11 protein-coding genes (1 of these 11 cut by a window edge) are annotated in these 12,566 nt (G+C 68.1%); 7 read left to right on the top strand and 4 right to left on the bottom strand.

Going from position 1 to position 12,566, the window contains the following annotated elements:
• Positions 1-87 precede the first annotated feature (87 nt).
• Positions 88-1,884: a hypothetical protein gene (locus OV208_RS06525; protein WP_267572956.1), complete on the top strand. Its 1,797-nt coding sequence runs from the start codon at positions 88-90 to the stop codon at positions 1,882-1,884.
• Between the two features lie 133 nt (positions 1,885-2,017).
• On the opposite strand, the gene tkt is transcribed toward OV208_RS06525, so the two are convergent.
• The 3 genes from tkt to OV208_RS06510 all read right to left on the bottom strand — a co-directional run bounded on the left by tkt (position 2,018) and on the right by OV208_RS06510 (position 6,314).
• On the bottom strand, positions 2,018-4,084 hold the full coding sequence (gene tkt, locus OV208_RS06520; protein ID WP_267572955.1) for a transketolase: 2,067 nt from the start codon (positions 4,082-4,084) through the stop codon (positions 2,018-2,020).
• A 153-nt stretch (positions 4,085-4,237) separates the two neighbouring features.
• A complete protein-coding gene (locus tag OV208_RS06515) occupies positions 4,238-5,443 on the bottom strand; it encodes a vWA domain-containing protein (protein ID WP_267572954.1) in 1,206 nt (401 codons plus the stop codon).
• 19 nt (positions 5,444-5,462) lie between these two features.
• Positions 5,463-6,314 carry an AAA family ATPase gene (locus OV208_RS06510; protein ID WP_244238275.1) on the bottom strand — a complete coding sequence of 284 codons (852 nt, stop codon included), beginning with the start codon at positions 6,312-6,314 and terminating at the stop codon, positions 5,463-5,465.
• A gap of 108 nt (positions 6,315-6,422) precedes the next feature.
• Here OV208_RS06510 and OV208_RS06505 point away from each other — a divergent pair, with 108 nt between their 5' ends.
• The 6 genes from OV208_RS06505 to OV208_RS06480 all read left to right on the top strand — a co-directional run bounded on the left by OV208_RS06505 (position 6,423) and on the right by OV208_RS06480 (position 12,209).
• Complete coding sequence (locus OV208_RS06505; protein WP_267572953.1) at positions 6,423-7,142, top strand: vegetative protein; 720 nt, start codon at positions 6,423-6,425, stop codon at positions 7,140-7,142.
• A gap of 121 nt (positions 7,143-7,263) precedes the next feature.
• Complete coding sequence (locus tag OV208_RS06500) at positions 7,264-7,776, top strand: hypothetical protein (RefSeq protein ID WP_267572952.1); 513 nt, start codon at positions 7,264-7,266, stop codon at positions 7,774-7,776.
• 459 nt (positions 7,777-8,235) lie between these two features.
• A complete protein-coding gene (locus tag OV208_RS06495) occupies positions 8,236-9,345 on the top strand; it encodes a 3-oxoacyl-ACP synthase III family protein (RefSeq protein WP_267572951.1) in 1,110 nt (369 codons plus the stop codon).
• 45 nt (positions 9,346-9,390) lie between these two features.
• Positions 9,391-10,008, top strand: a complete 618-nt coding sequence (locus tag OV208_RS06490) for a DUF2378 family protein (protein ID WP_267572950.1) — start codon at positions 9,391-9,393, stop codon at positions 10,006-10,008.
• 41 nt (positions 10,009-10,049) lie between these two features.
• On the top strand, positions 10,050-10,586 hold the full coding sequence (locus OV208_RS06485) for a hypothetical protein (protein WP_120545303.1): 537 nt from the start codon (positions 10,050-10,052) through the stop codon (positions 10,584-10,586).
• A 144-nt stretch (positions 10,587-10,730) separates the two neighbouring features.
• A complete protein-coding gene (locus OV208_RS06480) occupies positions 10,731-12,209 on the top strand; it encodes a hypothetical protein (protein WP_267572949.1) in 1,479 nt (492 codons plus the stop codon).
• A gap of 12 nt (positions 12,210-12,221) precedes the next feature.
• Here the strand turns inward: OV208_RS06480 and OV208_RS06475 are convergent, their stop codons facing one another.
• Positions 12,222-12,566, bottom strand: partial view of a nuclear transport factor 2 family protein gene (locus OV208_RS06475; RefSeq protein WP_267572948.1) — the 3' portion only. The gene runs 138 nt beyond the window's last position; only the last 345 of its 483 coding nucleotides appear in the window; its start codon lies beyond the right edge, outside the window; it ends in the stop codon at positions 12,222-12,224.

Raw genomic sequence — 12,566 nt, 5'->3', positions numbered from 1 at the left:
CCCGGTGGGCAGGGATGGCACGACGCGCGCAATAGGTCCCGGCATGACTGCTTCCGACACGGAAGCCGCTCCTACCGGAGATCAAAAATGACCACGCTCAAGACCGCTTCCACCGTCATCTCGAACCGCCCCGCCATCTCGAAGACGACGCAGGAGCGCGTGCTGGGTGGCGGCTCGAAGCTGTCCGGCAAGGAGGCGGCGCTGCTCTCCTCGCTCAAGGAGATGAAGACCCAGATGTCGGGCATGCGCGCGCAGATCACGGAGCTGAAGGCGGGGCTGAACAAGGCCGACCAGTTCGACGCGGGCAAGAAGTTCGCGGTGCAGCCGCGCAACGACTGGATGCCCAAGGACGTGGGCGCGCTGGTGGAGCTGAACAAGCTGAACCAGACCTCGGGCCCCATCAGCGCGGAGCAGATGGCGGACACCATCGACCGCGCCACCGCGGACCTGGACGGCCAGGCCGCCTCCTCCGAGTACCGCACCGTCGCGGACTGGGCGATGAACAACCGCGAGCGCCTCACGCCGGAGGCGAAGCAGGTGATGGACCTCTACTCCAAGTACGCGGCGCTCTCCCAGGCGCGCGGCGAGTCCGGCATCCCGCAGGACGACTTCAAGAAGATGCTCGGCGAGATGCGCGACGTGGGTGATGCCAGCGCGAAGAAGGCGCTCGCGAACCTGGACCGCAAGGGCGGCACGGTGTCCGGCGAGGACATGGCCAAGGCCATCAAGACGGGCACGGCGGACCACGACGGCCAGGCCGCCGGCGCGGAGGCCAAGGAGTTCGAGAAGTGGGCCGCGAAGAACGAGAGCCGCCTGAGCCCGGAGGCCAAGGAAGTGCTCGACGTCTACCGCAAGCACACGAAGGCGGCGCAGGAGAAGGGCCAGACGGGCCTGACGGACAAGGAGTCCGCCGTCATGAACGCGGAGATGAAGAAGGCGGCCGCCGTTGACGTGAGCGCCCGCAAGGCGACCGAAGCGCTCGACCAGAAGAAGGGCCCCATCTCCGGCCAGGACATGGCCAAGGCCATCCAGAAGGGCACGGCGGACCTGGACGGCCAGGCGGCCGGCGCGGAGCTGAAGGAGTTCGAGCGGTGGGCCTCGAAGAACGAGAGCAAGCTGAGCCCGGAGGCCAAGGAGGTGCTCGACGTCTACCGCAAGCACGCCAAGGCGGCGCAGGCGAAGGGCCACGAGGGCCTGAACACGAAGGAGACGATCGCCCTCAACGCGGAGATGAAGAAGGTGGGCGCTGGTGACGTGAGCGCCCGCAAGGCCACGGAGTCGCTCGACAAGGAGCAGGGCCCCATCTCTGGCGAGGACCTGACGAAGGCCATCCGCGAGGGCATCTCGGACACGGACGCGCACTCCACCACCTCCGAACTGAAGGAGTTCGAGAAGTGGGCCGCGAAGAACGAGAGCCGCCTGACGCCCGAGGCGAAGGAAGTGCTGAAGGCCTACCAGTCCGCCGCGAAGAAGGCCGGCCCGGACGGCATGACGCAGAAGGAGACCGACGCCATGTTCAAGACCATGGACGGCTTCAAGACCTTCCGCGACGACTCCATGCGCGCCGCGCTGGAGGGCCTGGACAGCAAGAGCGGGAAGATCAACGGCAAGGACCTGACGGCCGCCATCGAGAAGGGCGCCGCGGACCTGGACGGCCAGGCGGCGGGCCTGGAGTTCACCGACACGATGAAGTGGGCGCGCCAGAACTACGACCGCCTCACGCCGGACGCGAAGAAGGTCGTCGACACCTACGAGAAGTACGCCACCCGCGCGCAGGCCAAGGGCGGCACGGGCATCGACCAGAGCGACTTCAACAAGATGATCAAGGAGATGAAGTTCATCAGCAACCCGCCCCCGGCGCGCCCGGTGTACTTCGCGGCCTGAGCCGCACCGCGGCACCGCTGAATCGGGGGGGAACACAGCCACACGCATCCATGGAGTTCCCGCCGGAGGTAGCCCGGCGGTGAACCCAGAGGTGCCCCGGACCTTCGGGGGAGGGTCCGGGGCCCTTTTATTTTCAGGCCTTGGACTTCTTCATCTTGGCGATGGTGGCGTGCGCTTCCTTCACCACGTTCTCCACGGTGAAGCCGAACTTCTGCTGCAACGCCTTGATGGGCGCCGAAGCCCCGAAGCTGCGCATGCCGACGACGCTGCCAATGTGGCCCACCCAGCGCTCCCAGCCGAACGCGGCGCCCTTCTCCACCGCGACGCGAGCGGTGAGCGCCTCGGGCAGCACGCGCTCCTGGTACTCGGCGGGCTGCTGCTCGAACAGCTCCCACGACGGCATGCTGACGACGCGAGCCTTCACGCCGTCGGCCTTGAGCTTCTCCGCGGCCTCAATCACCAGCGCGACCTCGGTGCCCGTGCCAATGAGGATGACGTCCGGCTTGCCGCCCTCCGCCTCCTGGAGGATGTACGCGCCCTGGGACAGCCCCGAAGCGGGAGCGAACTTCGTGCGGTCCAGCGTGGGCACCGGCTGCCGCGACAGCACGAGCACCACCGGGTGGTGCTGCTGCTGCGCGATGTAGCGCCAGGCCTCGGCGACCTCGTTGGCGTCGCCGGGGCGGATGACGATGTTGCCGGGGATGGCGCGCAGGGACACCAGTTGCTCGACGGGCTGGTGCGTGGGGCCGTCCTCGCCCAGACCGATGGAGTCGTGGGTGAAGATGTGGATGGAGGGGATCTCCATCAGGGACGACAGGCGCATGGCGGGGCGCTCGTAGTCACTGAAGATGAGGAACGTGGCGCCGTACGCGCGCACCTTGCTCAGGTTGAGGCCGTTGACGATGGAACCCATCGCGTGTTCGCGCACGCCGAAGTGGATGTTGCGGCCCGCGTACTCGCCCGGCTTCATGGACGTGGAGGCGGTCAGGTACGTCTTCGTGGACGGATTCAGGTCCGCGGAGCCGCCCACCAGCCACGGGTAGTTCTTCGCGAGCGCATTGAGCACCTTGCCGCCCGACTCACGGGTGGCCATGCCCTTCGCGTCCGCGGGGAACACGGGCAGCTCCTTGTCCCAGCCATCCGGCAGCTCACGCTTGAGCATGCGGTCCAGCTCGTGCGCCAGCTCCGGGTGCTGCGCGCGGTAGCCGGCCAGCGACTTCTCCCAGGCCTCGCGAAGCTGCTTGCCGCGAGCCCCCATGCGCTCCTGGAAGCGCTCCTTCACGCCCTCGGGGACCAGGAACTGCGCATCCTCGGGCCAGCCGTAGAAGCGCTTGGTGCCCTTGATCTCCTCGGCGCCCAGGGGCTCGCCGTGGGCGCTGGCCAGGCCCTGCTTCTTGGGCGCGCCGTAGCCGATGTGCGAGTTGACGACGATGAGGGTGGGCTTGCCGCGCTGTTCCTTGAAGGTGCTGTAGGCCTTGCTCAGCGCGTCCAGGTCGTTGGCGTCGGTGACCTGGAGGACGCGCCAGCCGTAGCCCTCGAAGCGGTGGCCCACGTCCTCGGTGAAGGCAAGGTCGGTGCTGCCGTCGATGGAGATGTGATTGCTGTCGTAGATCCAGCACAGGTTGGGCAGCTGGAGGTGGCCGGCGAGCGACGCGGCCTCGGACGCGACGCCCTCCATCATGTCGCCGTCGCCGCAGATGGCGTAGACGTCATGGGTGAACAGCTCGAAGCCGGGCTTGTTGAAGTGGCCCGCGAGCCAGCGGCTGGCGATGGCCATGCCCACGCTGTTGGCGACGCCCTGGCCCAGGGGACCGGTGGTGGTCTCCACGCCGGTGGTCCAGTGGTACTCCGGGTGGCCCGGGGTGACGGAGTCCAGCTGGCGGAACTTCTTGATGTCCTCCAGGGACACGGCGGGCACGTCCGTCACGCGCTCCTGCTTGTCCATGCGCTTGATGCCGGACAGGTGCAGCAGGCTGTAGAGCAGCATGGACGCGTGGCCGTTGGAGAGGATGAAGCGGTCGCGGTCCGGCCACTGGGGCTGGGCCGGGTCATACCTCAGCTCCTGCTGCCACAACTGGTAGGCCACCGGAGCCAGCGCCATGGGCGCGCCCGGGTGACCCGAGTGGGCCTGCTCCACCGCGTCGATGGACAGGGTGCGAATGGTGTTGATTGCCTGGGTATCGATCTTCTCGGTCGTCATGCGGTCTCCCCACGCCGGCTGCGTCGTGGGCGCACCATGCCGTAACCGGGGACGCCGCGCCGCACGAAACAGGCCCGTCCCGGCTTGCCCACAACGGGGCATGCCGGGAGGTCCGCCACGGGACACTGGAAACGTGGGAAATGCTGGGGGGACCTACCGCCGGGTCGCCGCCCCACGCGGCGTCTTCCCACGCGTCAGGTGGCTCACCGCCTCACCCAATCCCTCCACGGTGAGGGAGAACATGGGGAACACATTGGCGAGCATCGCGATGGTGCCCGAGCGCCACGACCCACGAGGCTCCGGGTTGAGCCACACGTTGCGCTCGAAGTGCTGCGCCAGTTGCATCATCCACGTCATGCCCTCCAGGCCCTCCTGGCGGTACTGACCATTGGCATCCGTGCGGATGCCCAGCTCATACGGGGCCATGGATGCATCGCCCACCATCACCAGCTTGTGGTGTCGGCCCACCTGCGCGGTGAGCTCCGGGACCGTGAGGCCGCCGGTGAGTTGGGGCGTGGCGTAGAGCTTCCCGTAGACGCAGTTGTGGAAGTAGTAGGTGCGCAGTTCCTTGAAGTGCGACGCCTGACTGGCCACGCTGAACAACCGGCTCACCAGGTGCGCGTACGGGTCCATGGACCCGCCCACGTCCATGCACAGCACCACGCGGGTGTTCGGCCGGCGTGGAGGACGCGTCACCACCTCCAGCTCGCCCGCGTTCTTCGCGGTGGCGGAGATGCTCTCGTCGATGTCCAGCTCCTCCAATGCGCCCTCGCGCACGAAGGCCCGCAGCTTGCGAAGCGCCACGGCCATCTGTCGAGTGTCGAGCACCACGTCATCGCGGTAGCCCGCGTACTTGCGAGCCCCCGCCTGCCACAGCGCCTGGCCCTGCCGCCCTCCGGTGCCGCCAATGCGAACGCCCTGGCGCGCCATGCCGTTGTTGCCAAACGCGGACGCGCCGCCGGTGCCCACCCAGCGGTTGCCGCCGTCGTGGCGCTCGGTCTGTTCCTTGAGGCGCTGCTCCAATTGCTTGCGCAGCTCCTCCGGGTCCCACTGCTCCAGCAGGGCCATCTCCTCGGGGCTCAGGTCTCGGCGCTCCTTGGCTTCCTCCAGCCAGGACAGCAATTCCTCGGTGAGCTTGAGCGCGTCGGACGCCACGCCCTGGAAGTGGGCGAGGAACGCCTGGTCGAACGCATCCAACTGCGTCTCCGAGTGCACCAGGAGCGCGCGAGCCACGTGGTAGAAGCCATCCAGGCTGCTGTCATGCAGTCCGGCCTTCAGCGCCCCGGCGAGGGCGAGCGCCTCCTGGGCGCCCACCTTCACCCCGCGCTTTCGCAGCTCGTAGAAGAACGGCAGGAACATGGCCTGAATCCTCCCCGTACTACGCGCGAGTCTTGCGGCCGCCCCTGAACGCCTCGGCCACCGCTACCAGGTCCTGTTCCTTCTTGAGCAGCGCGCCCAGGAACGGAAGCTGTTCATCCAGCTTCAACTCCATCACGCCGTTGGCCTTGAGCACGGAGATCCAGTCAATGAGCTCGCTGGTGGAGGGGCGCTTGCGCAGACGGGTCATCGCGCGCAGTTCGTAGAAGACCTTGAGCGCCTGCTCGGCCAGCGACGCCTCCAGCCCCGGGTGATGCACATCCACGATGCGCTGCATGAGGTCGCGCTCCGGGAAGTCGATGAAGTGGAACACGCACCGGCGCAGGAACGCGTCGGGCAGCTCCTTCTCGTTGTTGCTGGTGATGAGCACCACGGGGCGGTTCTTCGCCACGACCTCATCCTGGGTCTCGGAGATGCGGAATCGCATCCGGTCCAGCTCGTGGAGCAGGTCGTTGGGGAACTCCAGGTCGGCCTTGTCCACTTCGTCGATGAGCAGCACCACGCGCTCGGGCGAGGCGAACGCTTCACCCAGCGGCCCCAGGCGGATGTATCGCCGGATGTCACGCACGTCCCCGTCGCCGAAGCGCGAGTCATACAGCCGCTGCACGGTGTCGTAGACATACAGGCCATCCTGGGCGCGCGTGGTGCTCTTCACGTGCCAGGTGAGCAGCTTCAATCCCAGTCCCTGGGCAATCGCTTCCGCGAGGAGCGTCTTGCCGGTGCCGGGCTCGCCCTTGACCAGCAGGGGGCGCTGAAGCGTGAGGGCGCAGTTGACGGCGGCCTGCAGGCCCTCGCTCGTGAGGTAGGAGTCGGTGCCTCGGAAGCGGACGGGAGTGGGGGAAACCGGAGTCATGACGGGTTCCTTTAACATCTTGGACGATGTTTCCATCCCGCCCCGGGCGGTTGGGTGTATATCCTGCCCCACATGGCCCCACTTTCTCTTGAGACCGAACTCCGCGACATGGTCCGACGCGAGTTGCAGTTGCAACTCGCTCCCGTTCAGAAGGCCGTGGCCCGTATGGCCAAGGGTCTGGATGCGTTGGATGTGCTTCGCGAGGTGACGCGCCGTCTGGCGCCGCTGTCCAGCCGTCTGGGCGCCGTGGCGGGCGTTCGCACGCCCACGCTCGCACCGGAGCCGCCCGCCCGTCGCAAGCCGGGTCGTCCGCCGTCCGCGAAGACCGTCGCCGCGAAGGCCGCGCTCGCGAAGGCAGCGCTCGTGAAGGCTCCCGCCGCGAAGGCAGCGCCCGTGAAGGCTCCTGCCGCGAAGGCAGCGCCCGCCGCGAAGGCAGCGCCCGCGAAGGTTCCTGCCGCCAAGGCAGCCGTTCTCGCGAAGGCGCCCGCCACCAGGGGTCCGGGCCGTCCGGCCGCGCGTGCTCCCGCGGCGGAAGACAACCAGGCGTGCGCGGTCATCGGGTGCAAGCGCCAGAGCCGCTCCAAGGGCTACTGCTCGGCGCACTACCAGAAGCTGCGCCTGCTCATCCGCACGGGCCGTCGTCCGGAGTCGTGGGTGGACGGTGCCCGCTCGCAGTCGGTGCAGGATGTGAAGCTGCCGCGCGGTCGCGCGGGCAGCCAGGCGCTGAAGGAAGTGGCGAAGCCGGCCGCTCCCGTCGCGGCGCCGCCCAAGCCGAAGGCCTGGGTGCGCAAGAAGGGCTCGGGCGGTGGCATGGTGTCGCTGAACTGACGGGAGACGTCGTCTCCCAGGCATGTTCCGTGGTGGGTCGTCCCAGGCGACCCGCCATGCGACCGACATGCCCCGCTTCCATCGTTGACAGCGGCCGGCCCGTGGTGTGAATCCGGGCCGCATGAGCGAGCAATATCCAGTCACCGTCGCGGTCCATCGCCCCGACGGTCAGGTGGAGCAGGTCCGGGTGGGCACGGCGTACAGGAACGGCGAAGGCTTCACGCTGCAACTGGGCGAACTGTCCATGAGCGCCACGCCCGTCGCGGCGGCCCCGGCCGCCCGTCGCGCCGCGCCCGCAGCGGGTGCGCCCGCTGGTGGTGGCGACGGCATGACCCTTCCCAACTACGGCCGCAGCAAGGGCGCGCCCGTCTACGGCGCCAGCCTCCAGGACCTGGAGTTCTACGCCAACGGCGCCCGTCGCTCGCTGGCCGACCCCAGCAAGTCCCGCTGGCACGACAAGGAGAAGCAGCTCCTCGCGTCCATCGAAGCGGAGATGGCCCGGCAGCGCGGTGAGGGTGGAGGCGGAGGCGGAGGTGGTGGTGGTGGTGGTGGTGGTCGGGGTTACGGCTACGGCAATCCGCCGGACGACGGCGACATCCCGCCTCCCAACGACGACGACAACATCCCCTTCTGAACCGCGGGAAATCGCCGAAATCCAATTTCAGGCGCTTTCCGTATGACAGCGAGGCCTGGCGCGACCTGCTGGAACTGGGGGGGAGGCGCGATGGGCCTGCCGTCCAAGTCCGCCGCCCGCAATCCCGGGGCGCGCGGACAGTTGCCAAATCGCGGCGGATTGACATTTTGAAGGAACGACGCACCCCGATTGTGTTATTGGGGGCACCCAGCGTGAAGTCCACACCGCGTGTGATTCATTCCATGTCGGTCGCTTCATTGCTGAAGTAGCATCATTTCCCGTGTAATTTCAGTCACTTGGATGCCAGTTGTCCGACTGTGCACTTCATTGGTGACACACGCACAGCAGGAATACACCGTCTTTCCAAGGGCTTAGGAATTGGCCTGGATCGTGCTCTGAAAACGCTCTTGCCAGGGAATTCATCCCGTCCGGCAGGGCATTGATGTCAGGGGCCACGAAATGACCGAACGGGTTTGTGTGGTGGGTGCGGGGGCCTTTGTTCCGACGCGGACCATCAGCAACGAACGGATTGCGCGGGCCATCCCAGGCTGGTCCGCGGCGCGCATCGAAGAGAAGATCGGAATTCGCGAGCGTCGGTTCCTGTGGGACTTCGACGACGAGACGGGCCGAGCGATTCCGCCGCCAGACGACGTGGCGGGGCGCTTCTACCCGGCGACGAACACGGACATGTGCGAGTTGTCGCTGCGCCAGGCGCTGTCGCGCGGGGGCGTGGAGGCGAAGGAGCTGGACGCGCTGTTCGTGGTGACGTGCACGCCGGACGCGCCGCATTTCAACCACGACGCCATGGCGCTCCATGAGCGGCTGGGGCTGCGCGAGGACGCGTTCGCGCTGGTGGTGGACGACGGCTGCGGCGGCACGCCGTACGTGTTGGACCTGGTGCGCAAGATGATGGAGGGCGGCCGCTTCCGCACGGTGGCGGTGGTGGCCTCGGCATTCACCTCGCCCCTGCTCAACCGGGAGGTCTATACGGACGAGCTGCCGCCCACGCCGGGCCGGCCCAAGGCGCTCAACGCCTACCTGTCCATGTATGTCTTCGGCGACGGCGCGGGCGCGGTGGTGTTGCGCTCGCAGCCGGGTGACGAGGACGGCCCGGGCATCCTGTCCTCCTTCTCCGGCAACGCGTACGCGGAGCTGGTGACGCGCCGTGGCGGGGGCATGTTGAAGCTGCCCTACCAGCCAGGGCGGACGCGGCCGTCGGACATGGCCTTCGTGGTGGATGGCTTCAAGGTCGCGCGCAGCTACCCGGAGTACATGCAGAAGTGCCTGGACGCGGTGCTCACGCCCGCACTGCGAGAGCAGGTGAAGCGCTACTACTTCCACCAGCCGAACAAGCGCGTGATGGACTCATTCGTGACCCGGGCGGGTCTTCCGAAGGAGGCGGTTGCCTGCAACGTGGATCGCATCGGCAACACGTCGGCGGCGGGCATGTTGATTCTCCTGTCCGAGGACCTCGAGCAGGGGAGGGTGACGCTCGGGAGTGGAGATCTCGTGGTGGTGGCGGCTGTCGGAGCCAACGTTCATTATGGCGCTCAGCTCGTGCGGCTGTAGTGCGCGCGGGTCTTCATCTCCTCCCCCCCGGAGATTTCCCCCTCTATGAGTGAGCAGCGCAAGGAAGCACCAGGCCTGGATGCAGCACTGGCCCAGGACCTGGAGAAGCGTCTGGCCCTGGCGACCCCCGACGACACGGCCCGAGGCATGTTCTTCAACGGAGCGCTGAACGCGGTACGCATCCTGGGCGGTGACGCGGCGGTGGAGCGGTGCCTGGCGTCGGTGACGGAGAAGAAGTTCGTGGACTTCTTCAACTACCCGGTGTCGGGCTTCCTGAAGCTGGCCTTCACGGGAGCCCAGTTGATGGGACCGCAGCTCGGCGGCTTCGACGTGATGCTGCGCAAGATGGGCACGCAGGCGACCACGGACTTCCTGTCGTCGGCGGCGGGCAAGACGCTGCTCCTGCTCGCGGGAGACAGCCCGAAGCGGCTGGTGACGAACCTGCCCACGGGCTACCGCGCGGCGGTGAGCTACGGCGAGCGCAGCGTGGACTGGTCCGGCGACCGCACGGGCCGGCTCATCATGAAGCGGGACTTCATGCCGCCCGCGTACCACGAGGGCGTGCTCCAGGCCGTCATCGAGGCCCTGGGTGCGCGAGGCGTGCAGGTGCACGGCAAGCAGACCGGTCCGGTGGACACCGAATACGCGCTGTCCTGGCAGTAGCCGCTGCACGAAAGCCCGTGGTTCCAGACAGGGAGCCGAACATGTCTCAGCAGCAGCGGACAGGGCCTGGGGTGCGACTGCAGTCGGGCAACGAGTGGGTGTATGCCTTCCGCTCGCAGGAGGACGCTGCGTCGCCGCCGGACCTGGCGGTGTGCGCGGCGGCCCCCTTCGAGCCTACGGTGAAGCTGGGTGCCAGTCTGTACGTGCCCGTCCATCGCGAGGTGGACGGGCGGTTCGTGGAGGACGGCTACGAAAAGGTGGGAACGGCGACGGCCTGTTTCCGGCTGACGGACCGGACCTTCCCCCCCGGCACGCGAGTCCCGTTCTACGCACGCTTCCACTTACCGGTGGGCGCATTCACGGCGTCGGGCGAGTGCACGCTGGTGAGCAACGACCAGCCCCAGGCGGGCGTGGTGTTGGCGGGAGGTGCGTTGAAGCTGGTGGAGGTGCCCCCGGGCTTCGTGGGCGGGGTGCTGTCGAACCTGAGTGTGTTCAATCCGCTCAAGCTGCCCGGCTTCGCCACGGGCTCGTACTACACGCTCTACACCTTCCGGAACGAAGGCTCCGCGAGCCCCTGAGCGTCGCGTCGAGTGAGGGTCTGTAAGCGTCCGGATGCGACCGGGAACCGGCGCCCCGGGACGAACATCCATGTCGGGGATGCCTGGGAGAATGCGTCCTGGGTGGGGGCTCTGGGGACCAGGGCCACCAAGAGGGGGACGCGCATGGAAGGCAGGTGGAAGCAGCTCTACGAGTCGCTCGGCTACCGTCCGCCAGCGACCGCGAAGGTCACACCGCCCGCGAACGAAGTGGCGAAGACGCACGAACTCCAGGCGGAAGTGCCCCCGGCGACGGACACGGACCTTCCGGTCCTGGGCCCGGAGGAACTGGAGGCCCTGCGAGCCGCCTTCCTGCGAGAGCCGGAGGACGTGCTGCGCTGGACGGAGACGGGCCTGGGCGCGCGCGTGACGGTGGGCGCGTTCGTGGAGGCGTTGCGGGAGCTCGAATTGCTGTTCACGGACCCCGGCCAGTTGCAGGAGCGGCTCGACGCGACCGAGCGACAGGTTCGTCAGGGCGCCGGAGGCCTGCCCTCGGACTTCACGTTCCCGCTGAAGACGGAGGAGATCCCCATCGACCCCACCCGCACGCGCTTCGAGCCGCGCTCGGACCTGCGCGGGTGGTTGCTGTTCAATGGGCCGGTCTGGCTGGAGCAGGGGGCGGCGGCGAGGCAGGCGCCGTTCCGCTGGCACTTCGGCGCGAAGAGCCGCTTTCTCTATCCACTGCGGGAGCCGGAGCCAGGGCAGCCGGTGGAGGTGGCGCTCTTCGGGGACTTCGGCACGGGCGAATACACCTCCAGGTACATCGCCCGGCAGCTCGTGATGCGAGGCGAGCGCCTGGACTGCGCGGTGCACCTGGGGGGCGTCTTCTACGCGGGCCGGCAGGGCGAATTCGACGCGCACGTAGCGGAGCCCCTGGAGCCACTGCTCGCGACGACGACGCTGCTGACGCTCAACGCGGCGCCGGAGATGCGCTCGGGAGCGGGAGCCTATTTCCGCTACCTGGACGAGCGCCGGGGCGCGGGCCCCCGGCACCCCCAGGAGGGCAGCTACTTCTGCCTCGCCGCGGAGCGCTTCCAGCTCATCGGCCTGGACACCGCCTGGTTCGAAGCCGGCCGCCACCGCGAGCCCGCGCTGTTGCAATGGCTGGAGCAGCGGCTGTCGGAGGGGCGAAGGCGGGGCGCCATGAACATCCTGCTGAGCCACACGGCCCCCTACGGACCAGACCGAAAGCGCCTCGCGCCCCTCGTGGAAGAGGACTTGAAGTCCCTGGTCGTGGAGCGCGAATGGGTGGACCTCTGGTGCTGGGGAGGCGCCCAGGGAGGCGCGTTGTACGACCGGGCGCCAGGGTTGCCCTTCCTGGGGGCCAGCCTGGGCCACGGAGGTTTCCCCTACGAGCGAAGGGACACGCCGATGCATCCAGTGGCGCCAGTGCGCTTCTTCGAATCCCGGCCGCGCTTCCCCGAATGGACGGGCGTGCGCCAGGACCGCGGCAACCACGGGCATGCGACCCTGTGGCTGCACGCGGACGGCACGGCCACGCTGCGCTACACGGACTGGATGGGCGAGGTCCGCTGTGAAGCCACCCTGGCGCGCCAGGGGGCGAAGGGGCCGGTGACGCTGAAGCAGCTCGACGTAGGAGGGTGACGCCGCCGCGAATCAGGGGCCCTGGATGCCGCGCTCCTGCATGTACTTGCGCAGTCCCGCGGCGCCCTGGGCGCGCACCTTGTTGTGCAGCAGCGGCGTCCACCCGAGCACCAGTCCCACGGGCCCGAGCGCCTGCCGGGACCACGTCCAGAAGGGAAAGTGGTCCCGGTGGCGGATGATCTTCCCGTCGGCGAACTCGAACGTCGCGTCGATGCGGTTGAGGACCTTCCGGCGCGTCTGGCTGAAGGTGTAGCGAGCATCCCAGTGGGCCTTGCCGGTGCGGTCATCGGCCTGGATGTCGCTGAAGGAGAGCTCCAGGTCCTTGCCGCGCTCCAGCAGCATGCGCCACATGGAGGT

Source organism: Corallococcus sp. bb12-1 (assembly GCF_026626765.1).
Lineage (GTDB): Bacteria > Myxococcota > Myxococcia > Myxococcales > Myxococcaceae > Corallococcus > Corallococcus terminator.
The sequence above is the reverse complement of the archived record's forward strand: the minus strand, read 5'-3'. Positions and strand labels throughout refer to the sequence as shown.